Below are 24,742 nucleotides of genomic sequence, written 5' to 3'. Positions count from 1 at the left end.
GCATGTCGCAAACTCGCCTGCGCCCCGCAGGAAAAAGCAAAGGAAGCTAGGCAAATGGAAGCGAAGACCCACAAGACACTTGGCCACGTGAGCCTGATTGGTGCGGGCCCCGGCGCCGCGGACCTCATCACGGTGCGCGGTGCACGGCTGTTGGGCGAAGCCGAGGTCGTGTTGCACGACGCACTGGTCTCGCCCGAGGTCTTCCAGTATTGCCCGCAGGCGGTGCTGATTGCCGTCGGCAAGCGCTGCGGCAAGCGCTCGACCGCGCAGCGCTTCATCAATCGCCAGCTCGTCGATCTGGCGACCAAGTACCAGCGCGTGGTGCGCCTCAAGGGCGGTGACCCGATGTTGTTTGGTCGTGCGGATGAGGAACTGCAGGCGCTGGAGCAAGCCGGTATCGACTACGAAGTCGTGCCGGGCATCACCGCAGCGCTGGCCGCCGCATCCGCCATTCGCCAGCCGCTGACGAAGCGCGGCGTGGCGCGCAGTGTGGCCTTCGTCACGCAAGCCAAGGCCGCCGACCCCGATACGCCGCTACCCGAGGGTGTGACGCCCGAACCGGTTGCGCAGGCCGATTCGCTCGTCTACTACATGGGCCGCGATCAAGCCGCGTCGATCGCAGCAGACCTGATCGCCCGTGGCCGCGCGCCGTCGACGCCCGCTTGGGTGGTCGAAGCCGCCACCACGCCCGAGCAACGCTCGGCGTGCTTTACGCTGCAGCAGATGGCCGAGGGTGCTGCGGCCGCGTGGATCAACCCGGAACACCCAAGCCTGCTGATGATTGGCGACGCGTTTGCCGCGCGTGCAACTAACGTTGCGCCGGAAGTGTTCTCCAGCGGACCCCACGTTCTGGCCGCCTGAGCATCGCTTAGAACGCCAGCGCGATTTTCCCAAAGACTTTCCCGGCTTCCATCACCCGGAACGCCTCCGACGCGTCTTGCCACGGCAGCACCTGATCGACGATCGGGTGCAGGCCGTGCAGCGCCAGCGCCCGGTTCATCGCCTCAAACGACGCCCGCGAGCCGACCGACGCCGGCCGGATCACCGCCTTGCGCGCAAAGATTTCCAGCGGGCTCACGCCGCCTTCACGCCCGGCCAGGTAGCCGACAAGGTGGATCTGTCCACCCACCCGCAGCGCCTTCAGCGAGCGCTGAAACGTACCCCCGCCACCCACTTCGATGACGTGATCGACACCGCGGCCGTCCGTGCGCGCGAGCACCGCTTCGTGCCAGTCCGGCGTGGTGCTGTAGTTGATCGTGTCGGATTCGGGCACGCCAAGCGTCTGCACGCGTTCCAGCTTTGCGTCGCTGCTCGACAGCACGATGGGCCGCGCCCCGGCCATCAGCGCGAATTGCACCGCGAACATCGACACACCGCCCGTGCCTTGCACGAGCACGGTCTCGCCCGGCTGCAGGTTGCCCGCTTCGATTAGGCAGTGCCATGCGGTGAGCCCGGCGCAGGGCAGGGTGGCGGCTTCGGTATCGCTCAGGTGCGGTGGCACCACCACTGCGCCGCCCGCATCCAGGCGGATGGTGTCGGCCAGCCAGCCGTCGATGGGGCCGCCGAGCATGCGGCGTGTGTCGGCGTTGCGAAAGTCGCCGCCGTCCCAGCGCTGCCAGAACGTACCGGCGACCCGATCGCCGGGGCGCACACGTGTCACGTTGTCGCCAACGGCCACCACCTCGCCCACACCGTCCGACAGCGGAATCAGCGGTAACGGAAAGCGCGTGAAGAACTTGCCGGAAACGATCTCCAGGTCGCGGAAGTTGAGAGAGGCAGCGCGCGTGCGCACGATGATTTCGTCGCGGGCGGGCGTGGGGTCATCGCGCTCGATGGTGCGCAAGGCGTCGATGCCGTAACCGTCGGTCAGTGCCAGAGCTTTCATGGTGTCCTCGTGGTGGGTGGGGGAGGAAAGCAACGCAAAAGCGCGTCTGGCGATACTGTGGCCTGTCGCTTAAGATGAATCCAATTCAATTTGTTCAGAGAAAACATAACAATTGGGAATGTCGTCATGCTTGAAGAGATGCGTACCTTCGTGCTGCTGGCACAGACCGGGTCGATCGCCCGCGTGGCCGAGCACCTGCCGCTCACGCAGCCGGCCGTCACCAAGCAGATCCAGCGGCTGGAGCGCGCGCTCGATACCGTGCTGTTCGACCGGCGCGTCAAACCGTTCCGGCTCACCGCTGAGGGCGAGGCGGTGCTGGCGCGCTGCCGCACCATCGTTGGTGAATTCGAGGCGCTACGCAGTGCCGTGCGTGCCACCGGCGAGCCCGAGGGCGCGCTGCGTGTGGGTGTCAGCCATGCGGTGAGCGATGCGTGGTTTGCGCGCCTGTTGTCGAGGCTGCGATTGCGCTATCCGGGCGTGTCATTCCGCCTGAGCTGCGAGTGGGGTGGCGTATTGCGCGAGCGCCTGAAGCGTGCCGAGCTGGACGTCGCGTTGTGGCTGGCACCGTCCAACGCGCGTGGCCATCACGCCGATGCGGATATCCGCGTGATCGGCACGGAGCCCGTCAGCCTGATTGCCGCACCCTCGCGCAAGCTGCCGCCGACCTTGTCGATGGCACAAGTCACGGAGGAAGCCTGGGTGCTGAACCCGGCCGGCTGCGAGATGCGGGCCTGGCTGCTGGGCCGCTACGAGGCCGATCGCTTGACCCCCAACGTGGCCGCCGAAGTGCAATCCGTGCCGCTGCAGCATGCGCTGGTGGCGGAGGGCTTCGGGCTCGGTTTCGCACCCGTGCGGCTGATCGGGCCGCAGCTTGCCGAGGGCGTGCTGTCGGCGCACAAGCTCACCTCGGCCCCATCGGAATGGGATGTCTGCGTGCAGCGTGCGCCGTCACTCGGGCGGCTGGCGCAGGTAGTGGATGCGCTCGAATCGGCGATGTCCACCGAGGCTGCGGCGGCGCGTTAATCACCTAACCCCTTCTTCGGACGCCTGCGATGCCGCACGTCATCATCGAGTACACCGCCAACGTTGAAGTTGATGCGCGCATTCCCGAGCTGATGCGCCTGCTCAATGGCGTGCTGATCGGCCATGCCGATGTGTTTCCGACCGGCGGCATCCGCACACGCGCGCTACGCCTGGACCAGTACCGCATGGCAGACGGCGCCGCGGACGATGCCTTCATTCACGTGGTATTCCGCATCAAGGCCGGTCGGCCCAAGGCTGTGACGGGGCTGATCTGCGCGGAATTGTTCGCTGCCCTGCGCGCGCATCTGGCCGACGTGTTTGCGCGCCGCTATCTCGGGTTGACGCTGGAGTTGGAGGAGTTTGACACCCACGGTTTCCACGTTGAAAACAACGTGCACGCGCGCTTTGCGCAGCTCGAGCCCGAGGGCGGCTAAACCGGTTGTGTGAGACGTGGCGAAAGCTTGGTGAGACACCCGCACCAATCGCACGCACCGCGCGCCTGCGCGCTTGAGCCAGCAGGGTTGCCATGGGAGTATCCACGCCGCCTCCGCCCGAGTGCGGGATCTCCAGCCCCATGCCATGCCTGCTACCCGTTCGTCGAATCAACCATCCGCCGTGCGTCTCGGGGCGTGGATGCCCGTCGTCGCAGTGCTTGCCACGCTGGCCGCGTGCGGGGGTGGCGAGGACAGTGCGAGCGCCGCATCGGCCCCACGCATCATGAGCGGCACCGTGGCGATGGGCGATCTTCTGTCGGGTGCCCAAGTCAAGGTGACCGATGCCCAGGGCAGGACGCTGAGCACGGTCACCGACAGCACGGGTCACTACGAGATTCCGCTGACCGGGTTGACGGCCCCGTTGCTGGTCAGCGCAGACGACGCCAGCGGCGACGATCCGACGCTCTATTCGGTGCTGCCTGAATTGCCGGCCAATGAGGATGAGGCGATCGTGAATGTATCGATCCTGACGTCGGCCCTGGTGGCGGAACTGAGCGAACACGATGATCCTGCCGAGCTGGCGTCGCCGCAGATGCTGACCCGGCGTGTGACCCCGATCAGCGTCAACGCTGGTGTTGCCAGGCTGAACCATCAACTTTCACCGATCCTGGCTGCCGCGGGCGAGAACGCCGCGTCATACAGCCCCATTCATCAGCGGTATCTGACCGCGCCGACGCCCGCGGGCGTCTTCGGGGATCTCTTGAAGCAGGTGACGCCGACGATCGGCTCGGCCGTCGGGCAACTGCTCCCATACATGCGCTGTCAGGGAGGCGTGATGCCAAGGTATGCAACGCGTGTGGATTTCGGTCGCGCTGTGGTGGATCTGACCTCGCTGATGCCGATCATTGGGAGTATCAACCCCCAAGGGGCTTGCGGCAACGACGGGGGCGCTCTTCTGCCGCCCTGAAGGGAGGCGTGCCGGCGGACGGCAGATCAGGTGGGCGAGGTGAGTTGCCGTACACAATAGCCGGCAATCGCATCGAGCACGGCGTCGTCTTCACCGACGGCATCGGCGCAACGGATGGAGAGGGCGGGGTGGGCCTGTGCGCAGCGCTCGACCAGCGCCGGCAGATCCCGCCGCAAGTGGCCGCCCTGGCCAAAGAACACCGGCACGATGGTGATGTGCTGCACACCGGCGGCAGCGAGTTCGTCGATCGTGCCCGGCAGATCGGGCGTCATCAATTCAAGAAAGGCGAGGCGGACGTCGACATCGGGTTGCTGAGCAGCCAGGCGCTCGCGCAGCCGGTCGAACGGCTCGCGCCAGCGGGCATCGCGCGCGCCATGCGCAAACAGCACGAGTGCGCGCGCGGTCATCAGTGACGCTCCACCCAGCGTAGCGCCACCAGCGCGAATGCCAGATACAGGGCGCCTGGCACGATGGCCGTGAAAATGGCTGGCCACGTATTGAGCAGCCCTACGTGTGAGAACAGGTTGTTCACCAACTGGAACGACAGCCCCAGCATGATCCCGCCGAACACCTTCAGGCCGACGGCGCCGGCGCGTGCGTGCAGGTAGGCGAAGGGCAGGGCCAGCGCCATCATCACCAGCACGGTGAACGGGTAGACCACCTTCTTCCACAGCGCGATCTCGTAGCGCTGTGAATCCTGTTTGTTGTCACGCAGATGGCGGATGTACTGGAACAGATCCAGCGTGGCCATGCGGTCAGGCGTGACCATCAGCACCGACAGCAACTGCGGCGTGAGCTCCGAGCGCATCTCCTGTTGCGGTACCGTGGTCTGCTCGCCACGGAATTCCGGCGCCAGTGCATCGGGTGCGCCGGGTGCGGCCTGCACGTTGTCCTGCGGTGTGGCGGCAACTGCCTTGCGCGGGAATTCAATGAAGCGTGTCTCGGTCACGTTGCTCAACTGCCAGTTCTGGTGACCTTCATACCGTGCCTGCTGCGCCACGCGAATCGTGCTCAGACGGTAGTCCGAGTCGAATTCATAGATGCGCAGGCCCTGGATGGACTGGTCTGCCTGCAACGCACCCACGTTGATGAAGCGTGTCACCTCGCCGCCGCTGCCATCCGGCTTGGCTGGGCCGCGGTCCTTGACCCACACGCCCGAGCGGAAGCCCGCCGACACCGTGGCACCCAGCGCTTCAAGCCGCACCTTCTGCGCGTACTGCTCCGCCTTCGGGCCGATGAACTCGCCGAAGATGTACGTCACCAGCGCCAGCGGCAGCGCAATCTTGAACAGCGACATCAGCGCGCGCCGCGTATCCAGCCCAGCCACGCGGAAGATCGTGAACTCCGACTGGCTCGCCATCTGCGAGAACACGTAGATGGCACTGATGAGTGCCGCCACCGGAATCACTTCATACACACGCGTCGGCGCCTGCAGCATCACATGGAAGAACGCGATGAGCGTGGTGTAGCGGCCCATCACCGAACCCAGCTCGCCCAGCATGTCGAAGAAGATGAACAGCGCCAGCACCGCAAACAGGATGAAGACGAACACGCCGTAGATCTGGCGTGCGAAGTATTTTTCGTAGACCGGCATCTTCATCATGCGCCCGCCTTGCTGGAGGCCGATTTCGGTGCAAAGCCGAGCAGGGCGGAAATGCCCTTTAGGCCGGCCGCGCTGTAGTGGCGGAAGCGGAACAACAACACTGCGCAGATGAAGGCTGCCAGGTGGATCGGCCACCAGGCCATGAACACGTTCATCTTGCCCTGCGAGACCCAGGCTTGCGACAGGTTCAGCAGGTTGGAATACGTCAGATAGATCAGCACCGCGAAGATCATCGGCGTGTAGCGGCCCAGGCGCGGGTTGACGTAGGCCAGCGGGATGGCGATCAGCACGAAGTTCAGCGCCAGCAGCGGCAGGCCGATGCGCCAGACCAGTTCGCCCAGGTTCTCGGGCGTTGGGTTGGCAAGCAGGTCCTGGGTGGGGCGGCTCTTGGTGGGCTGGTTGGCATCTGCCTGAGGCGGCTTGTTGGCCACCTTCACACCGTACTTGTCGAACTCGACGATGCGGTAGTCGAGCTGGCCGGGCGTGCCTTCGTAGCGGCGGCCCGTGTCGAGCACGACGTAGCGGTCGCCGTTGGGCATGGTTTTGAACTCGCCGGTCTTGGCCAGCGCCACGCCGATCTTGTCCTGCGCGGCATTCGCCACGAACAGGTTGCGGGCGTGTTTCATGCCCGAGTCCACGCCTTCGATAAAGAGCACGTAGTTGCCGTGCGCGGGCTCGATGAAGCGGCCGGCAGAGATCATCGACAGCACGTCGCGCTGCTCGAAGCGATCACGGAACAGCGCGCTCTGCTGGTTGGCCCACGGCCAGCCGAACAGCGCCAGCAGCGCCACCAGCACGATGAACGGCAGCGAGAAGCGCAGCACCGGGCGGATGAAATCCGTCAGGCTGATGCCCGAGGTGAACCACACCACCATCTCGGAATCCTTGTACCAGCGCGTGAGCACCAGCAGCACCGAGATGAAGAGGGTGGCGCACAGGAGAATGGCAAGGTAGCCCAGCGTAGCCAGGCCGATGAGCAGCAGGACGTCGTTCGGGTTGGCTTCACCATTGGCGGCCATGCCGAGAATGCGGATCACCAGGGTGGTCAGCATGAACGTCAGCAGCACGAGGAAGACGGCGCCGGCGGTAAAGGACAGCTCGCGTCGCAGGGCTTGTTCGAAAATCATGCGGATGCTGGAAGGGTGGGCGAGGTCTAGACCCAGGTTGGGACCGCAACTGGGACGATCGGTGCCCCATCTGGGTTCCATCGGAGCCCCCGCGCAAAATCGCGGATAATGTGGGCTTTCGTTGACTCGCCTCATAGAGAGAAGCGCGATGGAATTTAGCACAAAAGCCCTGGACTGGGCCAAAGCGGGCGCCCTGGCGGCCAAGAGCGATTGCCTCGTGATCGGTCTGTTCGAGTCGCAGACCCTGGCTGGCGCCGCCAAGGCGCTGGACGTGGCGACCAAGGGCCTGGTCGGCCGCTTGATCAAGCTGGGCGACTTTGAAGGCAAGCGCGGCACCTCGCTGCTGCTGCACGAGGTGGCCGGTGTTGGCGCTGCCCGCGTGTTGCTGGTCGGCCTGGGCAAGGAAGCCGACTTCACCGACCGCGCCTACGCTGAAGCCGTGCGCACCGCACTGCGCGCACTGGCCGGTACCAAGGCCGCCAACGTGACGTGGACGCTGACCGAGCACACCGCGCGTGACAAGGACTCCGCCTGGGCCGTGCTGACCGCTGTTTCGCTCATCCGAGAAACCAGCTACCGCTTCATCGAGCGCCATCCGTCGCTCAAGAGCAAGGGCGACAAGAGCGGCACCAGCCTGCGCAAGGTCGTGCTGGCTGTGCCGGCCGCCGATGCCAAGGCCGCCAGCGTGGCCGCCGCCCGCGGCACTGCCATCGCCAACGGCATGGACCTGACGCGTGACCTGGGCAACCTGCCGTCCAACATCTGCACGCCGACGTACCTGGCCAACACCGCGCGCCAGATCGCCAAGGAATTCAAGCTCAAGGTCGAGGTGCTCGGCCGCAAGCAGATCGAAGCCCTGAAGATGGGCGCCTTCCTGGCCGTGACCAAGGGCAGCGAAGAGCCGCCGCAGTTCATCGTGCTGCGCTACGAAGGTGGCCCCGCCAAGCAGGCGCCCGTGGTGCTGGTGGGCAAGGGCATCACGTTTGACACGGGTGGCATCTCGCTCAAGCCGGGCGAGGGCATGGACGAGATGAAGTACGACATGTGCGGCGCGGCCTCGGTGCTGGGCACGCTGCGTGCCGTGGCCGAAATGGGCCTCAAGCAGAACGTCATCGCCGTGGTGCCGACCTGCGAGAACATGCCCAGCGGCATCGCCACCAAGCCGGGCGACGTCGTCACCAGCATGTCGGGCCAAACCATCGAAATCCTGAACACCGACGCCGAAGGCCGCCTGATCCTGTGCGATGCGCTGACCTACGTGGAGCGCTTCAAGCCGGCCGTGGTGATCGACGTGGCAACGCTCACGGGCGCCTGCATCATCGCGCTTGGTCACATCAATACCGGCATGTACGCCCGCAGCGATGCGCTGGCGGATTTGCTGATCGCGGCCGGCAAGCAATCGCTCGACACCGCTTGGCGCATGCCGCTGGACGAGGAATACCAGGAACAGCTCAAGTCCAATTTTGCCGACATGGGCAACATCGGCGGCCGCCCGGCTGGCAGCGTGACGGCGGCCTGCTTCCTGGCGCGCTTCACCGAGAAGTACGACTGGGCGCACCTGGACATCGCCGGTACGGCCTGGAAGAGCGGTGCGGCCAAGGGCGCCACGGGCCGCCCGGTGCCGCTGCTGACGCGCTTCCTGATGGACCGCGGTTGATTCATCAGAGGCGAAGCACCGTATGACCCGCGTCGATTTTCACAGCAACGTGCCCGGCAAGCTGGCCTATGCCTGCCGGCTCGTGCGCAAGGCTTACGGCGCGGGCCAGAAGGTGATCGTGGTTGGAGATCCGGCTGCGCTGCAAGCGTTCGACACGCAGTTGTGGACGTTCAGCGCGCTCGATTTCCTGCCGCACTGTGGCCTGCGACACCCGCTGGCCGACCAGACCCCCATCTTGTTGGCCGACATCTCCGAGCCGCTGGACGACGCCCCGCATCACGACATCCTCGTCAATCTGTCGAGCGAGCCGCCGCCGCTGTTTGCGCGCTTTGAGCGGCTGATCGAAATCGTCGGTGACGACGACGCCGACCGCGCCGCCGCGCGCGACCGCTTCCGCTTCTACCGCGACCGCGGTTATCCGATCCAACACCACGACGTGGGGCGCGCATGACCGACGGCCGCAACTCTGGGTCCCCCGCGGACAACAATATCCCGGTTCTGACGGAGATCGTCGAGCTGGAAGATGCTGAACCGGTGGCCGCTCCGGCCGCCGCGCCTTCTCCAACTGCTGCCGTTGTTGCAACTGCCGTGCCGCCTGTCTTGCGTGAGCAGGGCTTGGCGCCCACCTCCGTCCTGCCGCCGGCCGGTACCGATGCCGCGCGCGTAATGGGGCACGTGATGTGGCGCTTCCAGACCGAATGGCCGACGCTGATTGAGGCGCAGTGCCGTGCGGCATTGGAATCGCGCCTGTCGTTGCTGACAGAGCAACTGGCAGCCGACCTGACCCGCACGCTGGAAGCCCGTCTGATGGATTGGCTTGGCGCGGCGCTGGACGATGCGTTGGCCGACCAGCGCAAGCCGCCGTCACGCTAAGCAACGTCTAACGGCACGCGGACCTACTGAGCAAGTCGCGCCACGCCATACAAGCCGACCGCGAAGACGCTGTGGCTCAGGAGGCTCAAGCAGCGGATCTGCGTGGCGTTGGCGCGTTTGGATACCGCCCAGCCCGCTCCCATGCCCGGATGCAGCAGAAACCAGCCGGGCAGGATCGTCACCATGCCGAATATCCAGGCCGGCAGCAAAGCCGGTGCGACCAGCCAACCGGGCGCGATCAAGACCAGGATGACGGCGTAGGCGATGCCAATGGCGTAGTGACAAAACCAGCCGAACGCCAGTTCATGCGCGTAAGGCTTGGCGAGGGCAATGTCGTCGTGGAAGACCTTACCGGTGCGCAGGTGCCAGAACCAGCGCCCCACGAGCGCCCAGTTCGTCATCGGCTGCCCGAATACGCGGTGCAGCGTGTAGATCCAGAGATCCATGAGGGCGGTTGCCCCAATGCCGATCAGCACGGCGGCGCTCGTCGTGTTCCACATGATGTCGGGAGGGAGGCGCCGTCCCCGTTTGCAGCCTGGGGACGGCGGTTACCGGATCAGTCCGTCACGGCACCCTTGCTGGCCGGCGCGGCCAGCTTCGCAAACTTCGCCAGCACACCACGCGTATAGCGCGGCGCGGGTTGCTTCCACGCGGCACGGCGGCGGGCGAGTTCATCGTCGGGCACGTTCAGTTGCAGCAGGCGCTGGTGCGCGTCGATGGTGATCGAATCACCCTCGTGCACCAGGCCAATGGTGCCGCCCACATACGCTTCCGGTGCGACGTGGCCGACCACCATGCCCCACGTGCCACCCGAGAAACGCCCATCGGTGATAAAGCCCACCGACTCGCCCAGGCCCTTGCCGATGATGGCCGACGTTGGAGCCAGCATCTCCGGCATACCCGGGCCGCCTTTGGGCCCCAGATAGCGCAGCACGAGGATGTCGCCGGCCTTGATCTGGTCCCCCAGGATGGCGCTCATCGCGCTCTGCTCATCGTCGAACACGCGGGCCGGACCGGTGATGACCGGGTTTTTCAGGCCGGTGATCTTTGCGACGGCACCTTCCTCGGCCAGGTTGCCCTTCAGGATGGCGAGATGGCCTTCCTTATAGAGCGCCTTCTCAATCGGCAGGATCACGTTCTGGTCCGCACGCGGTTGGTCGGGCACGTTGGCGAGTTCTTCGGCGAGCGTCTTGCCGGTGATGGTGATGCAATCCCCGTGCAGCAGGCCGGCGTTCAACAGAAGCTTCATCACCTGCGGGATGCCACCAGCGGCGTGCAGATCGGTCGCCACATACTGGCCCGACGGCTTGAGGTTGCAGATGACGGGCACGCGCTGGCGCACGCGCTCGAAGTCGTCGATGGTCCATTCCACTTCCGCCGCGTGGGCAATGGCCAAGTAGTGCAGCACGGCGTTGGTCGAGCCCCCGGTGGCCATGATGACGGCCACGGCGTTCTCGATCGACTTGCGCGTGATGATGTCGCGCGGCTTCAGGTCGCGGCGCACGGCTTCGACCAGTACACGTGCAGATTCGGCGGCGCTGTCGACCTTCTCCTGGTCCGGGTTCGCCATCGTCGACGAATACAGCAGTGACATGCCGAGCGCTTCGAACGACGAGCTCATCGTGTTGGCCGTGTACATGCCGCCGCATGAGCCAGAGCTCGGACAGGCGTTCTTTTCGATGCCCTCGAAGTCTTCATCGCTCATGCGGCCGGCAGTGAATTCGCCCACGGCCTCGAATGACGAGACAATGGTCAGGTCCTTGCCCTTCCAGTGGCCGGGCTTGATGGTGCCGCCGTACACGTAGATGCCCGGCACGTTGGTGCGGGCCAGGGCGATCATGCCGCCTGGCATGTTCTTGTCGCAGCCGCCGATGACGACCACGCCGTCCATCCACTGGCCGTTGACGCAGGTCTCGATGCAGTCGGCAATCACTTCGCGCGAGATCAGCGAGAACTTCATGCCCTCGGTGCCCATCGACATGCCATCCGAGATGGTGGGGGTGCCGAAGATCTGCGGGTTGGCCTTGGCTTCCTTCACGGCAGCGACTGCCGCATCGGCCAGCTTCTGCAGGCCCGAGTTGCACGGCGTGATGGTCGAATGGCCGTTCGCCACGCCGATCATCGGGTTATTGAAGTCGTCTTTCGTGTAGCCCAGCGCGTAGTACATCGAGCGATTGGGCGAGCGCGCCACGCCCTGGGTGATGTGCTGGGAACGCTTGTTGTTTGGCATGGGAGTCTCCGTGGGGGCGGGAATGTCGTTATAGGAAACAGCGTGGCGCCCAGCATGCGCTTGGACAAAAGGCGCGTCAAATATATTATTGAGCGATTATTGAGTCGTAAAAACTATCAATCGATGAGATGGACTTGCGCCAACTTCGCTATTTCGTGACCGTTGCCGAGGAGCTGCATTTCGGCCGCGCTGCCGAGCGTCTGTCGATGACGCAGCCGCCGCTGTCGCAGCAGATCCGTGCGCTGGAGGAGGAGCTGGGCGTCACGCTGTTCCACCGCACGCAGCGCTCGGTGGCGCTCACGCCGGTAGGCGCGCGCTGGCTGGTCGAGGTGCGACGCGTGCTGGCCGAGGCGGGCGCACTCCCCGCGCTGGCGCAGCGGCTTGCGCGCGGGGAGGTGGGTTCGCTGTCGCTGTCTTTCGTCAGTACGGCCGACTACGGCATCTTGCCTGCCGTGCTGCGGCACTTCCGCGACGCACGTCCAGATGTGCAGTTTCAGTTGCGTGAAGCCACCAGCGATGTGCAGATCGAAGCGCTTCTGGCCGACGAGGTGGATGCGGGCATAGTGATTGCGCATCACGCAGGCTCGGTCCCCGGCGAGCTGGAGTATCGGCCGCTGGTGCGGGAGCGCTTGGTGCTGGCGGTGCCCACATCGCGTGCAGAAAAGTGGGGTGTCGCGCCCGGCCAGCCCTTTGCGCTGGCCGATGCGGCGGCCGAGCCGCTCATCATCTTCCCGCGGCGGTCTGCGCCTGCGCTGTATGACATCATTACCGGCTATCATGCCGCGCACGGTGGCCGGCCTGGAGAAACTGGGGCCGCCACGCGCATCGGCCAGGAAGCCATCCAGATGCAGACCATCGTCAGCCTCGTCTCTGCCGAGATGGGCGTCGCGCTGGTGCCCGCATCGCTATGCAACCTGCAGCGGACTGGCGTGGTCTATCTCGAACTCGCCGCGCCCAGCCCGTTTATCGAAACCGGGTTGGTATGGCGGCGCGATGCAGCCTCGCCGGTGCTGCCGTGGTTCGTGGCCAGCGCCGAGGCCGTCGCCAAGCTGCACAAAGACAACTCAACCTGAACCCCAGGATTCATGCTCATCCATCCGCAATTCGATCCCGTCGCCCTGCATCTGGGGCCGCTCGCCATCCGCTGGTACGGCCTGATGTATCTGGCGGCGTTCATCATGTTCCTGTGGTTCGGCCGGCTGCGTACGCGCCAGCCACACATCGCCGCCGAGGGCTGGAGCGGCCGCGACCTCGACGACATGCTGTTCTACGGCGTGCTGGGCGTGATCCTGGGCGGGCGTCTGGGCTACGTGCTGTTCTACAAGGCCGACTGGTACTTCGCCCACCCGCTCGACATCTTCAAGGTGTGGGAGGGCGGTATGGCCTTCCACGGCGGCTTCCTCGGCGTGGTCGTGGCGATGATGGTGTATGCCCGCATGCGCGGCCGCTCGTGGATGCAGGTGACCGACTTCATCGCGCCGATGGTGCCGTGCGGGCTGGCCGCGGGGCGCTTGGGCAACTTCATCAACGGTGAACTGTGGGGCCGTGTGTCGTCGCCCAATCTGCCGTGGGCAATGATGTTCCCGCAGGCGCAGGGTGAAGACCGCGAGTGGTTGCTCTCGCACGCGCAGCAGGCGGTCACCAGCGGTGTGCAGGCCGTGTTCGACCAGTACCACATGCTGCCGCGCCACCCGTCGCAGCTCTACCAGTTCGCGGGCGAGGGCGTGCTGTTCTTCATTCTGCTGTGGCTGTATGCGCGCAAGCCGCGGCCGATGGGCGCGGTGTCGGGCGCCTTCCTGCTCGGGTATGGTGTATTCCGCTTCCTCGCCGAGTTTGCGCGTGAGCCGGACAACTTCCTCGGCCTGCTGGCGGCGAACCTGTCGATGGGGCAGTGGCTGTCGCTGCCGATGATCCTGGCGGGGATTGCGATGCTGGCGTGGGCGTATCGACGTAATGACCGCGCCGGCAGCAACGGCAACGGTGCGAAAACCCAGGCACACGCCTGAGGCCGCATCGGCGCAAAGACAAAGCCACCGCAAGCGGTGGCTTTTTTCATGGCTGGCGGGTGCGTTACTTCAGCATCTGCACGGCGCCGGAGACGGTCACCGTCACTTGCGCCTTGCCGCCCTCGATGGGCACCGGTGCCGAATCGAACGAAGCCGGTGCGGCCGCCATGCGCATCATCGGACGCGGGCCCGGGTTGTTGCTGCCTTCGCTCACGTGCACGTCGCGGATCGTGTAGCTCGTGTAGCCAAACAGCTTGGTGGTTGCCAATGCCTTGTCGCGGAACGTGTTCACAGCTTGGTCGATCAGCTTGGCTTCCGCCGCCGTGCGCGCCTCGCGCGAGAGCGTGAAGTTCACGTTCTGCACCTGCATCTGGTTGGCCAGTTGACCGGCCAGCTTGGAAGCCGCTGCAAAGTCCTTCGACGTGATGCGCACTTCAGCATGGCCGCGCCAGGTGCTGATCTTGCCGTCACGATTGGTATTCGGGTAGATGTTGAAGCCGCCGGTTTCTGCCTGCACGCCGGACGTCCGCTTGGCCTGGGCGATCACCTCGTCGGCCTTGCGCGAAAGTGCCGTGGAGATTGCACCCGGGTCTGCACCTTCCTGTTCTGCGCCCAGCGTGAGGGTGACGGTGTCGGTCGGCACTTCGGTCACGGCCTGTGCATCCAGCGACAGTACGCCTGAATGCGCGCCCGAATAATTCGTCTCAGGTGCGGCTTGTGCGAAAGCAGTCGTCATCATTGCGGTCCCCAGAATGGTTGCGGCCAGGACAGATTTCATTGTGTTCTCCCAAAAAAGCAATGTGATGCGTCTGACCGGCAGCAACGCGCATCGTTCATCACGTTTGTAACAATTCCCAACCGTTGCGTGCCATTTACTCAGGATCACGCATCAATTTGGTGGTGATGTAGCGCCATTGTGCGGGCGTGACCGGCGTGATCGATAGGCGATTGCCGCGCTGGAGTATGGTCATGTCGGCGAGTTGCTCCTGCGCGCGCAGCGTGGGTAGATCAATGAGCACGCATTTGCGCACGAACTTCACGTCAACCAGCATCCAGCGAGGTGCCTCGGGTTTGGAGGCGGGATCGTGGTAGTGGCTTTTTGCGTCGAACTGCGTGGGATCGGGGTAGCTGGTCGAACAGACCTCCGCCAGCCCAGCGATACCCGGCTGCGGGCAGGACGAATGGTAGAACAGCACGCCATCGCCGATGCGCATGCGGTCGCGCATGAAGTTGCGCGCCTGATAATTGCGTACGCCAGTCCAGGGCAGGGTGCCCTCGGTGTGCAGCGTGTCGATGCTGGCCTCGTCGGGCTCGGACTTCATCAACCAGTATTGGGCGGCCATCGGGTTGGGCGTACGGGCGGTGTACGGAAGTGACGGTGTGCGCAGCATAGCAACAGCGCCATGGCCTTGCTATTGGCGATGCATCATGGAGTGCACAAAGGAAACGCGCAAAGAAAAAGGCGGTAGCGCACATGTGCACTACCGCCTTTTGTTGGGTCCCCACCTTGGCCGCTAGACCCGCATCCTGAACCCAAGTGAGGTTCAGAGTGGCAGCGGAAGCCGCATTTTGGGTACATCACCGGCGCAGGGAGCATACGACTTGCGTCGCACGCTGTGCACTGGAAGACGCGCTCGCCCACACGGCATATCCCGCACCAAGCAATGCTTATCGGTTCAAGGAATTATGGCCATGGCGAACCAGGCAGGGAAACTGTCAGACGTATCACCACGTTGTGGTGCATGTTTTTGACGACATGGCGATGCGTCTGAGAGATTCATCGCGAGCAACCGGCTTGTGAGTCTGTAGTCGCTAAAGCCTTATGGTGTAAGGGTTTGCGGGAGGCTGCCGGCAACCATTGGGTGACACTATACACCCGTTCGCATCCGAACCCAAGCCCGGATGCGATCCGGTTACAAACACGTTTTGTATTGAGTCAAATGACCTCGCCATACTGGCGCAGGGCCTCGTCTGCGCGGGCATTCAGGTCAGCCAGCTTGGCGCGAATGGTGTCGATCGGCAGGGCGGAATCGGAGGCGGCCTGGCGCTGCATCGACAGCAAATCCGACGCGATGCTGATGGCGGCCATCACAGCAACGCGCTCGATGCCCTTGGTGCTCGAGCCGTTCTTGATGCGCGTCATCTGGTTGTCGACCATGGCGGCGGCTTCACGCAGTGCGGCTTCGTTGTCGGGAGAAACGGCAAACTTGTAGGCTTGGCCCGCAATGTTCACTTCAATTTGCTTGCTGCTCATGCTTAGGTCTCCGAGTGCGGGGCAGTGGCGGCATCCTCGCCGGCGGCCTGGCCAAGGAGGTCAAGCTGGCGGGCGTCGGTGGCCGTCGGCAGCTTGTCGAGAATCGACTGGATGCGCAGTTGCGCTTCTTCGATCTTGGCATTGAGCACGCTGCGGTCGGCCACCATGGCGTCGCGCTCGGTCTTGGAGACCTCGGCTTCCGCGGTAAGCCGTTCGACTTCAGCGCGCAGGCGCTGGTTCTCGGCGGCAAGCGCATCGGCGTGACGCAGCACGCGCGCAATCTTGTCGGCAAGGCGTTCGAGTTCGTTCAGCATCGGTTGTCAATCAGAATCGAGTGGGGGGATTTTAGCCCATCATGTCAATTGCGCCTGTCCTCCATACGGATGCGCAATCGCGCTGAAGTCCACAGGCGGCGGCCAGGGCACAACAGCTTTGCCCGTCTTTTCCCGTCTTTTGGCGCGATGGTGGGTATTTGACGGTAAACTCGCTGCCGTCCTGGTGCCCGCAGCACCATCTGCAGTTAAACGGGAAGCAGGGAGCGCCGCCCCACAAGCGATGCGCCAACCTGCGCTGCCCCCGCAACGGTAAGCGAACGTCGCGTGTGCCCGCCATCTCTCGCAAGAAGAGGAGGGCTCCGCGCGGTCTGTCCAACCAGCCACTGTTTCTTCGGGAATGGGAAGGCGGACAGGCCGCTTCGCCAGCCCGGATACCGGCCAGGACGGTGGATCTCCGCGAACCGGTCCACGATCCTACTGCGCGGCCCGATCTTGGCCCTGTGATACTCGCCGTACCCACGTACGGCTGCGTTTCGCGGGCCAACCTCGGACCGCTCGCTACGGATCGTGAACCGGTTCTGAGCCGATGTGAGGGAACCGCATCGAGATCCTGCTGCCAGCGACCCGCGGGGGAACGGGTCCGGCTGACGCTTCTTGTCTTTTCAACATGAGCTTGACTACAAAGCGGCCACTCCGGATGCCCCGGACGGCCATGCGCACGCTTGCCAGCGTGCTGACGGGGGTCATGGCGGGTGCAGTTGCACCGGCCTGGGCACAAAGCAATACACAGATGGCGAGCACGCCAGTGGGTGAACTGAACCCGACGGTGGTAACGGCTTCGCGTAGCGAGCAGCCCTTGTCGGATGCGTTGCCGCACACCACGGTCATCACGCGCGCTGACATCGAGCGCTCGCAAGCGCCGGATGCGGTGAGCCTGCTGCGCCGCGAGGCCGGCATCGAAATCGCGCAGAACGGCGGCCCTGGCACCAATGCCAGCCTGTTCATGCGCGGCGCTGGCTCCAATCAGACGCTGATCCTGATTGACGGTGTGCGTGTGAGTTCCGGCACATCGGGCAGTGCGCAGATCTCGCAGTTGATGGCCGACCAGATCGACCACATTGAAGTCGTGCGCGGCAACGTGTCTGCGCTGTATGGCTCGGATGCGATTGGTGGCGTGGTGCAGATTTTCACGCGTAACGGCCGCGGCCATGGCCTGCTGGGCAATGCCGAGATCGAGTACGGCGCGCGCAACACCAAGCGTGCGCAGGCGGGCATCAGCGGGTCGCTGGGCGAGAACGGCGATACGTCGTTTGCGGTGTCGGTGTCGGAGTTCAAGACCAACGGCTTCTCGACCATCAACCCGCTGCAGGCACCGAAGGCCAACCCAAACGACAACTACTACACGAACAAGAGCGTGTCGGCGCAGTTGTCGCATCGGTTCTCCGCGGACTGGCAGGCGGGGCTGACGTACTTCCAGACCTGGGGCGATGTCAGCTACGACAACGCCTTTGGCAAGCCAACCGACATCAACATCGCACACAACGTGGTGCGCTCGATGTCTGCCTTTGTGGATGGCAAGGTGACGCAGGACTGGAAGACGCGCTTCACGCTCTCGCAGGGCGATGACCGCAGCCTGAACTTCACCAACGGCGTGCTGCAAGTGCCTGCGCGTTTCAATACGCGTAACCAGACCGCAAGCTGGCAGAACGATTGGACCTTCATGCCCGATCAACTGCTCAAGGTGGGCCTGGAGCATCTGCAGACGAGCATCGACAGCGATGCCTACAACGTGCCCACGCGCAATGTCGATTCCGGCTACATCGGCTACGAGGGCAAGTTCGGTCCGCACCAGTTGCAGCTGAACCTGCGTCGTGACCGCTACTCGGACTTCGGCGGTGCCAACAGCTACTACGCCGGTTACGGTTTTGCTTTCAACCCGCAGTGGAAGGCCGTGGCGAGCGTGAGCAACGCTTTCCGTGCACCGACATTCAACGAGCTGTACTACCCGTTCTATGGCACCCCCAACCTGCAGCCTGAGAAGGCCCGCTCGGTGGAAGGCGGCGTGGAGTACAGCAGCGCGATCGGCTTGGTGCGCGTGACGGTGTTCGAGACCGACTACAGCAACCTGATCACGTCGGTGTGCGATGCGTCGTTCAACTGCACGGCGGCCAACGTCAACCGTGCGCGCGTGAACGGGCTGGAGACCTCGTATCGGGGTTCGATCTATGGCGTGGATCTGCGTGCCAGCTTTACCATGCAGAACCCGCAGGACTTGTCGGCCAACCAGTTGCTATCGCGCCGCGCGCGGCACTTCGGCAGCGTGTCGGCCTACAAGACCTTCGGGCCGTTCTCGGCGGGTGTTGAGTGGAATGCGGCGGGCGACCGTCAGGATTCGACCAAGACGCTCGGCGGCTATGGCCTGCTGAACCTGGTCGGCCGCTACCAGATCACGCCGGATTGGGCACTGTCGGCACGCCTTGAGAACGTGACGAACAAGAACTACCAGTTGATCTATCCGTACAACACGGCATCGCGTGGGGTGTTCTTCACGCTGTCGTGGCAACAGCACGAGCCAAAGAAGTAAGGAAACGCGGATGACACCGGCGCTGCCTGCACGCGGTTTTGCCTGGCGACTGTGGTCGCTGCTGGCGCTCGCGTGCGTGGTGGTGCTGATGGCGTCCTTGATGCTCGGCAGCGTGAAGCTGTCGCCCGCCGAAGTCTGGCGGGCTCTGATTGGCGGTGGCGATAGCTTGGCAGCAGGCATCGTCACCGAATTACGCCTGCCGCGTGCGGGCGCTGCGTTTGCTGCCGGTGGGCTGTTGGCTTTTGCCGGAGCGTTGATGCAGATGTTGCTGCGCAATCCGCTGGCCGATCCGTATGTGCTGGGAGTGTCCGGCGGCGGAGCGGTGGCGGCGTTGACGGCCATGTTGTTCTCGATGCCGTGGTGGGGGGTGCAGGTAAGCGCCTGCGGTGGCGCGCTGCTCTCGATGGCATTGGTGGCTGCGCTTGCACGCCAGCACCTGTGGCGTGGTGAACCTGGCGAGGCCAATGCACGCTTGCTGCTTGGCGGCGTGGTGATGGCCTCCGGCTGGGTCGGGCTGATCACCCTCATTCTGACGGTCGCGCCCGAGAACAAGCTGCGCGGCATGATCTTCTGGATGGTCGGCGACCTGGGTGGTGCCGATCGTTATTTTGGCGCGCTGACCGCTCTCGCGGTGGCGGTGGTCGTGGTGCTGCCACATGCGCGTGACCTCAACGTATTACTGACAGGCGAGACGCGGGCCCGCGCGCTGGGCGTGCCGGTTGCGCGCGTACGGACGCTGATCTACGTGGTGGCCTCGTTGTGCACGGCGGTGGCCGTGACGATTGCCGGCTCCGTCGCGTTTGTTGGCCTGCTGGTGCCGCACATGGTGCGCCTGGCCTGGACGCGCGACGTGCGCATCCATTTGCCTGCCACGGTACTGGCCGGTGGGGGCATGCTGATGCTGGCCGACCTGATCGCCCGCACGCTGATCGCACCGACGCAACTGCCGGTGGGCGTGATCACCACGCTGCTGGGCGTGCCGACGTTTCTCTACCTGTTGATGCGGAGCACGCGATGAGCTGGCTGCGCCGTGCCCCCGCTCCGGCTGCGTTTGTAGAGGTCGATGCTGTGCCCGAACTCGCGCTGCGCGATCTGCGTGTGGCCATGGATGGGCGTGTGCTGATCGAGTGCCTGTCGATGACAGCCACCGGCGGGCAGCTCTGGTGCGTGGTCGGCCCGAATGGCGCAGGCAAATCGACATGGCTATCGGTGCTGGCGGGTCTGCGCGATGCGGATGGCGGCAGTGTCGCGCTCGATGGTCAAGCGCTCTCGGATTGGCCCGCCGACGCGATGGCCCGCCGACGCGCGTTCCTGCCGCAAGCGCTGCATGACACGTTCCCGATGACGGTGTATGAGGCGGTCATGACCGGCCGCCATCCGCACCTCGCGCGTTGGGAGTGGGAGAGTGATGCCGATGCGCGCGCCGTGGACACCGCCATCGTTGCGCTTGCGTTGGAGTCGCTTGTACAGCGCGATGTCCGCACGCTCTCTGGCGGCGAGCGCCAGCGTGTGGCCATGGCGGCCGTGTTTGCGCAAGACGCGCGCGTCCTCATGCTCGACGAACCCGTTGCGCATCTGGACCTGCACCAGCAGATCGCCATGCTTCGCCTGCTGCGCGAAGGTTGTCGCAACCACGGTTGGCTGGTCGTGCTGACGGTGCACGATCTGAACCTCGCGCGCCGCTTCGCCACGCACGCACTTCTGATGGATGGCGAAGGCCACACCAAAGCAGGCCTTGCTGCCGACGTGCTCACCCCCGAACACTGCGCCCGCGTGTTGCGCACCCCGATTGCCGAGGTGGCAGACGGCCGCCGCACGGCGCTGATTCCTGACGACCCCGATGACAACTGAAGACAACCGTAGTGACAACGACAGCGGCCTGAACGAGCGCCACCGCACACGCATGCAACGCAAGAAGGCCGTGGTGGACGCCAAGATTGCCGCGGCCACCGACGTGCGCGGTGTGTTGCTGGTCAACACCGGCAACGGCAAGGGCAAGTCCAGTTCCGGCTTTGGCATGGTGATTCGCGCCATGGGCCACGACATGCAGGTTGGCGTCGTGCAATTCATCAAGGGCGCAATCCCGACCGGCGAGGAGCGCTTCCTGCGCCGTTTTCCCGAGCAATGCGAGTTCTACGTGATGGGCGAGGGCTACACGTGGGAGACGCAAGATCGCACGCGTGACATTGAAAAGGCAGAAGCTGCCTGGGCCTGCGCACGTGAACTGTTGAGCGACCCGTCCATCGGCCTGGTGCTGTTGGATGAACTGAACATCGCGCTCAAATACCACTATCTTGATGTGCAGATGGTGCTGGCCGACTTGCGTGCGCGGCCGGCTGCGCAGCACGTCGTCATTACCGGACGCGGGGCGCCGCCCGAGTTGATCGAAGCCGCCGATACCGTGACCGACATGACACTCGTCAAGCACGCATTTTCCCAAGGCATCCAGGCGCAGCCGGGTGTCGAACTGTAGGCCTTGTGGGCTTCAACCATGCAGATTCCTTCTTTTGATCCGGCGCTGCGCACCCGCCTGCAGACCGCTGTTGATAGCAAGACCAAGCCGCTGGGTGCGCTGGGTCGACTGGAGCCGCTGGCCGTGCAGATCGGCCTGATCCAGAACACCCAGGCACCGGTGCTCACGCGCCCTGCCATGGTGGTGTTCGCTGCGGACCACGGTGTTGCCCATGCGGGCGTGAGCGCCTATCCGCAAGCGGTGACAGCGCAGATGGTGCTGAACTTCATCGCAGGCGGTGCGGCGATCAACGTGTTCAGCCGACAGCATGGGTTTGCACTGGAAGTGGTCAACGCCGGCGTGGCCGCGCCGCTGTGGACGGCGGACACGCCGGGTCTGGTCGACGCACCTGTCGGCCCCGGCACGCGCAACTTTGCGGAGCAATCGGCCATGACTGCCGACGAGCGTGACCGCGCAATGGCACTCGGCGCGCAGCGCGTGGCACACCATGCATCGCTCGGCACCAACGTGATCGCGCTGGGCGAAATGGGCATTGCCAACACGGCGTCTGCTGCGTGCCTGATGGCGCGGTTGTGCGATATACCGGTGGCGCAATGCGTGGGCCGCGGTACGGGGCTTGATGACGACGGCCTCGCCCACAAGCGGGCCGTGCTGGAAGCCGCGCTCGCCAAACATACCGATGTGCGGGATCCGTTGGACGTGCTGGCCTGCTTTGGCGGCTTCGAAGTTGCGGCGATTGTCGGGGCGGTGATCGAGGCAGCCAAGCGGCGCATGGTCATTCTCGTCGACGGGTTCATCGCCACTGCAGCCGTGCTGGCGGCGGCGCGCGTGGCGCCTGACGTGCTGCACTACTGCGTGTTCGGCCACGTGTCGGATGAGCGCGGTCATCGCGCGCTGCTCGAGGTGCTGGATGCGCGGCCGCTGCTGTCGCTGTCGTTGCGCCTGGGTGAGGGCAGCGGGGCGGTGCTGGCGTATCCGCTGGTTGTTTCCGCCGTGGCCTTCCTGCGTGAGATGGCGACCTTCGCCAGCGCAGGTGTGAGCGAGCGCTCGGGCTCATGAACGCATTGCGCGAGCACTGGCAGGCGCTGTGGACGGCGGTCGGGTATTTCACCCGCATCCCCGTGCCGGCGTCGGTTGGGTTCTCGCAAGCGGGGTTGAATCGCGCGGCGCGCTACTTTCCGCTGGTCGGCTGGCTGGTGGGCGCAGTGGCAGCGGCGGTGTATTGGCTGGTGTCGCGCACGGTGCCAGCGCCTGGCGTGGCGGTCGCCGTGTCGATGGTGGCCACGCTATTGCTGACCGGCGCCTTCCATGAAGATGGCCTAGCCGATTGCGCTGATGGTTTTGGCGGCGGCTACACGCCGGAAGACCGGCTGCGCATCATGCACGACTCTCGCATCGGCGCGTTTGGGGCCATTGCGGTGTGCATGGCGCTGCTGTTGAAGTGGCAGTTGCTGACAGCTTTGGCGGCGCGTCCGGTGGCGATTCTGGCGGCGATGGTGGCCGCACACGCTGCCAGCCGCGCCACTGCGGTCAGCTATCTGCTCACGCATGACTATGTACGTGCTGAAGGCAAGGCCAAGCCCGTTGCACAGCGCATGCGCTGGAGCGACGCGTTGTGGGCGGGCATTTTCGGTATCGCGCCGCTGCTGTGGTTCGGGCCGGTGTGTGCGGCGCTCGTGGTCGTGGGGGTGTCTGTTGCGCGCTGGCTGCTGGGCCGCTACTTCGTGCGCCGCATCGGCGGCATCACGGGCGATTGCCTGGGGATGGCACAACAGGTGTTCGAACTGCTGATCCTGTGGGAGTTGCTGGCGTGGATTTCATCCTGATCCGCCACGCGCGGCCCGCCATGACGGCCGGCCTGTGCTATGGGCGCACGGATCTGCCGCTCGATGCGCCGATGGACCCTGATCCGTCGGCCATTGCCGAGAAACTCAGTGCGCATCCACCGCAGCGTCTGCAGGCCAGCCCGCTGCAACGCAGCCGACTCACCGCACACGCAATCCAGCAGGTGGCTGGGCTGCCCCCGCTGGAGATTGACGCGCAACTGATGGAACTCGACTTTGGCGCCTGGGAGGGCCGCCAGTGGGATGACATCCCGCGCACGCAGGTCGATCGCTGGGCGCGCGATCTGGTGCACGGCAAACCGCACGGGGGAGAGTCTGCTGCCGACCTGCTGGCGCGCGTGACCACGTGGGCTGAATCGATGGCAGCGTCTCCCGTCCCATGTCTATGGGCTGTGACGCACGCGGGTTGCATGCGCGCGCTGGCGGCGCACTGGTTGCAGCGTCCGCTGGCCGAAACGCTGCAGTGGCCGCTGCAATGGGGTGGCGCGTGTGGTTTTCGCGTGCACCCCGGGCAACCCGACGCGTTGCCCATCCTGCTGTTCTGGAACCGCTGATAGTCAGCGTCCGCTGGCTGCCTGTGTGTTGCGGCGCTTCATCCGCGCCTGCTCCAGGTCATCGCATAACTGCGCCGCGGCTTCCACCAGGCGCGGGCCGAAGCGGTTGATCAGATCGCCATTGATGCTGAAGAGGTTGCCGCGCTGCACGGCCAACAATTGCGGCCAGCGTTTCCAGCCGTCGAGCGTGTCGATGGGGCGGCTGCCTTGCGTGGCGCCCATGCTCGCCGTCAGCAAGACTTCGGGGTTGGCCGCGATGACGGCCTCAGGCGATACCGTCGGCACCAGAAGCGGCTCGCCTGCAAAGATATTGCGGCCACCGCACAGTGCCAGCATGTCGGTGAAGATGTGCTGGCCGTTGAGCGTCATCAACGGCTGCTCCCACACCTGATAGAACACCTGCACCGGTGGCTTGCTTGCATAGCGGTTACGCAGCGTATCGACCTGCTGGCGGAACTGCTGTGCGGCATCGTGAGCGCTGGCGCGCGTGTCGAGCAGCGTGCCGAGTGCTTCGATGGAGCGCGGAATGTCGCCCATGTGGTGCGGTTCGGAGAAGAACAGCGGAATGCCCAGTGCACGTAGGCGGTCGATCTGCTTTTGCGCGTTGCCGTGCCGCCAGACCACCACCAGATCGGGTTTGAGCGCAGCGATGCGCTCCAGGTCGAGCGCACGGTTGTCGCCCACGTGCGGAATGTCGCGTGCGGCTGGCGGATAGTCGCTGTAGGCCACCGTGCCGACGATGCGTGCGCCGCCGCCCGCAGCAAACAGCAGCTCAGTCGCATGCGGTGCCAGGCTGACGATGCGCTGTGCAGGGTGTTGCAAGGTGACCGTGGCGCCGGTGTCATCGGTAACGGAAATGGCGGCAAGCGCGGGTGCAGCAGCAACGGCCAGTGCAGCAAGGCCAAGCACACACAAACGACGGACAAAGTAGGGGAAGCGAGCGGGCATCGGGG

General features: G+C 64.8%; 27 protein-coding genes, 1 other RNA gene and 1 riboswitch. Of the genes, 16 read left to right on the top strand and 12 right to left on the bottom strand.

From position 1 onward, the window contains the following. Positions 1–54 precede the first annotated feature (54 nt). The gene (gene cobA, locus C404_RS46705; RefSeq protein ID WP_021195673.1) at positions 55–861 is read left to right on the top strand and encodes a uroporphyrinogen-III C-methyltransferase; all 807 of its coding nucleotides are present in this window, start codon (positions 55–57) and stop codon (positions 859–861) included. Positions 862–868: 7 nt separating this feature from the next. On the opposite strand, the gene C404_RS46700 is transcribed toward cobA, so the two are convergent. Further along, positions 869–1,885, bottom strand: a complete 1,017-nt coding sequence (locus C404_RS46700) for a zinc-dependent alcohol dehydrogenase family protein (protein ID WP_021195672.1) — start codon at positions 1,883–1,885, stop codon at positions 869–871. Between the two features lie 126 nt (positions 1,886–2,011). Between C404_RS46700 and C404_RS46695 the strand changes: the two genes are divergently transcribed. From C404_RS46695 to C404_RS46685, 3 genes are all read left to right on the top strand, one after another. Beyond that, the gene (locus C404_RS46695) at positions 2,012–2,908 is read left to right on the top strand and encodes a LysR family transcriptional regulator (protein ID WP_021195671.1); all 897 of its coding nucleotides are present in this window, start codon (positions 2,012–2,014) and stop codon (positions 2,906–2,908) included. A 29-nt stretch (positions 2,909–2,937) separates the two neighbouring features. Next, on the top strand, positions 2,938–3,342 hold the full coding sequence (locus C404_RS46690) for a 5-carboxymethyl-2-hydroxymuconate Delta-isomerase (protein ID WP_021195670.1): 405 nt from the start codon (positions 2,938–2,940) through the stop codon (positions 3,340–3,342). Between the two features lie 199 nt (positions 3,343–3,541). Further along, entirely contained in the window at positions 3,542–4,309 is a 768-nt protein-coding gene (locus C404_RS46685) for a hypothetical protein (protein ID WP_021195669.1), read from the top strand. 26 nt (positions 4,310–4,335) lie between these two features. Here C404_RS46685 and C404_RS46680 read toward each other — a convergent pair whose 3' ends face one another. Genes C404_RS46680 through lptF form a run of 3 tightly spaced genes read right to left on the bottom strand, consistent with a single transcriptional unit; the run spans position 4,336 to position 7,039 of the window. After that, complete coding sequence (locus tag C404_RS46680) at positions 4,336–4,716, bottom strand: sirohydrochlorin chelatase (RefSeq protein ID WP_021195668.1); 381 nt, start codon at positions 4,714–4,716, stop codon at positions 4,336–4,338. Continuing rightward, positions 4,716–5,909, bottom strand: coding sequence for an LPS export ABC transporter permease LptG (lptG, locus tag C404_RS46675; protein WP_021195667.1), 1,194 nt, complete (start codon positions 5,907–5,909; stop codon positions 4,716–4,718). The genes C404_RS46680 and lptG overlap by 1 nt, the downstream gene beginning before the upstream one ends. Beyond that, entirely contained in the window at positions 5,909–7,039 is a 1,131-nt protein-coding gene (lptF, locus tag C404_RS46670) for an LPS export ABC transporter permease LptF (RefSeq protein WP_021195666.1), read from the bottom strand. The genes lptG and lptF overlap by 1 nt, the downstream gene beginning before the upstream one ends. Before the next feature lie 148 nt (positions 7,040–7,187). Here lptF and C404_RS46665 point away from each other — a divergent pair, with 148 nt between their 5' ends. Genes C404_RS46665 through C404_RS46655 form a run of 3 tightly spaced genes read left to right on the top strand, consistent with a single transcriptional unit; the run spans position 7,188 to position 9,569 of the window. Further along, positions 7,188–8,696, top strand: a complete 1,509-nt coding sequence (locus tag C404_RS46665; RefSeq protein ID WP_021195665.1) for a leucyl aminopeptidase — start codon at positions 7,188–7,190, stop codon at positions 8,694–8,696. A gap of 22 nt (positions 8,697–8,718) precedes the next feature. After that, on the top strand, positions 8,719–9,147 hold the full coding sequence (locus C404_RS46660) for a DNA polymerase III subunit chi (RefSeq protein ID WP_021195664.1): 429 nt from the start codon (positions 8,719–8,721) through the stop codon (positions 9,145–9,147). After that, positions 9,144–9,569 (top strand): DUF2486 family protein, encoded by a 426-nt coding sequence (locus C404_RS46655; RefSeq protein ID WP_021195663.1) that lies wholly within the window; start codon positions 9,144–9,146, stop codon positions 9,567–9,569. Before C404_RS46660 ends, C404_RS46655 begins: the two co-directional genes overlap by 4 nt. A 23-nt stretch (positions 9,570–9,592) precedes the next feature. Here the strand turns inward: C404_RS46655 and C404_RS46650 are convergent, their stop codons facing one another. Beyond that, positions 9,593–10,069: a DUF2938 domain-containing protein gene (locus C404_RS46650; RefSeq protein ID WP_021195662.1), complete on the bottom strand. Its 477-nt coding sequence runs from the start codon at positions 10,067–10,069 to the stop codon at positions 9,593–9,595. 56 nt (positions 10,070–10,125) lie between these two features. Then, positions 10,126–11,799 (bottom strand): dihydroxy-acid dehydratase, encoded by a 1,674-nt coding sequence (gene ilvD / locus C404_RS46645; protein WP_021195661.1) that lies wholly within the window; start codon positions 11,797–11,799, stop codon positions 10,126–10,128. Between the two features lie 128 nt (positions 11,800–11,927). Between ilvD and C404_RS46640 the strand changes: the two genes are divergently transcribed. Together C404_RS46640 and lgt are read left to right on the top strand one after the other, a co-directional pair. After that, positions 11,928–12,872, top strand: coding sequence for a LysR substrate-binding domain-containing protein (locus tag C404_RS46640; RefSeq protein WP_021195660.1), 945 nt, complete (start codon positions 11,928–11,930; stop codon positions 12,870–12,872). Positions 12,873–12,884: 12 nt separating this feature from the next. Continuing rightward, positions 12,885–13,805, top strand: coding sequence for a prolipoprotein diacylglyceryl transferase (gene lgt / locus C404_RS46635; RefSeq protein WP_021195659.1), 921 nt, complete (start codon positions 12,885–12,887; stop codon positions 13,803–13,805). Positions 13,806–13,869: 64 nt separating this feature from the next. Here the strand turns inward: lgt and C404_RS46630 are convergent, their stop codons facing one another. From C404_RS46630 to C404_RS46615, 5 genes are all read right to left on the bottom strand, one after another. Then, positions 13,870–14,583: an SIMPL domain-containing protein gene (locus C404_RS46630; protein WP_021195658.1), complete on the bottom strand. Its 714-nt coding sequence runs from the start codon at positions 14,581–14,583 to the stop codon at positions 13,870–13,872. 94 nt (positions 14,584–14,677) lie between these two features. Then, complete coding sequence (locus C404_RS46625) at positions 14,678–15,148, bottom strand: EVE domain-containing protein (RefSeq protein ID WP_031329597.1); 471 nt, start codon at positions 15,146–15,148, stop codon at positions 14,678–14,680. Positions 15,149–15,300: 152 nt separating this feature from the next. After that, a non-coding RNA gene (gene ssrS, locus C404_RS59410) (6S RNA) lies at positions 15,301–15,519 on the bottom strand. A gap of 222 nt (positions 15,520–15,741) precedes the next feature. Next, positions 15,742–16,059: a cell division protein ZapA gene (locus C404_RS46620; RefSeq protein WP_021195656.1), complete on the bottom strand. Its 318-nt coding sequence runs from the start codon at positions 16,057–16,059 to the stop codon at positions 15,742–15,744. A gap of 2 nt (positions 16,060–16,061) precedes the next feature. After that, on the bottom strand, positions 16,062–16,373 hold the full coding sequence (locus tag C404_RS46615) for a hypothetical protein (RefSeq protein ID WP_021195655.1): 312 nt from the start codon (positions 16,371–16,373) through the stop codon (positions 16,062–16,064). Positions 16,374–16,538: 165 nt separating this feature from the next. Continuing rightward, positions 16,539–16,791, top strand: a riboswitch (cobalamin riboswitch). Between the two features lie 255 nt (positions 16,792–17,046). Here C404_RS46615 and C404_RS46610 point away from each other — a divergent pair. Genes C404_RS46610 through cobC form a run of 7 tightly spaced genes read left to right on the top strand, consistent with a single transcriptional unit; the run spans position 17,047 to position 23,789 of the window. Further along, positions 17,047–18,918 carry a TonB-dependent receptor plug domain-containing protein gene (locus C404_RS46610; RefSeq protein ID WP_080981224.1) on the top strand — a complete coding sequence of 624 codons (1,872 nt, stop codon included), beginning with the start codon at positions 17,047–17,049 and terminating at the stop codon, positions 18,916–18,918. Positions 18,919–18,928: 10 nt separating this feature from the next. Beyond that, the gene (locus tag C404_RS46605; RefSeq protein WP_021195653.1) at positions 18,929–19,936 is read left to right on the top strand and encodes a FecCD family ABC transporter permease; all 1,008 of its coding nucleotides are present in this window, start codon (positions 18,929–18,931) and stop codon (positions 19,934–19,936) included. Then, a complete protein-coding gene (locus C404_RS46600; protein ID WP_021195652.1) occupies positions 19,933–20,769 on the top strand; it encodes an ABC transporter ATP-binding protein in 837 nt (278 codons plus the stop codon). The genes C404_RS46605 and C404_RS46600 overlap by 4 nt, the downstream gene beginning before the upstream one ends. Further along, entirely contained in the window at positions 20,759–21,391 is a 633-nt protein-coding gene (gene cobO, locus C404_RS46595) for a cob(I)yrinic acid a,c-diamide adenosyltransferase (RefSeq protein WP_021195651.1), read from the top strand. Before C404_RS46600 ends, cobO begins: the two co-directional genes overlap by 11 nt. 18 nt (positions 21,392–21,409) lie before the next feature. Beyond that, positions 21,410–22,450 (top strand): nicotinate-nucleotide--dimethylbenzimidazole phosphoribosyltransferase, encoded by a 1,041-nt coding sequence (gene cobT, locus C404_RS46590; protein ID WP_021195650.1) that lies wholly within the window; start codon positions 21,410–21,412, stop codon positions 22,448–22,450. Beyond that, positions 22,447–23,217, top strand: coding sequence for an adenosylcobinamide-GDP ribazoletransferase (locus tag C404_RS46585; RefSeq protein ID WP_021195649.1), 771 nt, complete (start codon positions 22,447–22,449; stop codon positions 23,215–23,217). Before cobT ends, C404_RS46585 begins: the two co-directional genes overlap by 4 nt. After that, a complete protein-coding gene (cobC, locus tag C404_RS46580) occupies positions 23,202–23,789 on the top strand; it encodes an alpha-ribazole phosphatase (RefSeq protein ID WP_021195648.1) in 588 nt (195 codons plus the stop codon). The genes C404_RS46585 and cobC overlap by 16 nt, the downstream gene beginning before the upstream one ends. Before the next feature lie 3 nt (positions 23,790–23,792). Here the strand turns inward: cobC and C404_RS46575 are convergent, their stop codons facing one another. After that, positions 23,793–24,737, bottom strand: a complete 945-nt coding sequence (locus tag C404_RS46575) for a cobalamin-binding protein (RefSeq protein ID WP_021195647.1) — start codon at positions 24,735–24,737, stop codon at positions 23,793–23,795. Positions 24,738–24,742: the final 5 nt, after the last annotated feature.

This window comes from Ralstonia sp. AU12-08, from assembly GCF_000442475.1.
GTDB lineage: Bacteria > Pseudomonadota > Gammaproteobacteria > Burkholderiales > Burkholderiaceae > Ralstonia > Ralstonia insidiosa.
Note: the sequence above shows the minus strand (reverse complement) of the source record. Positions and strands in the feature narration are given on the sequence as shown.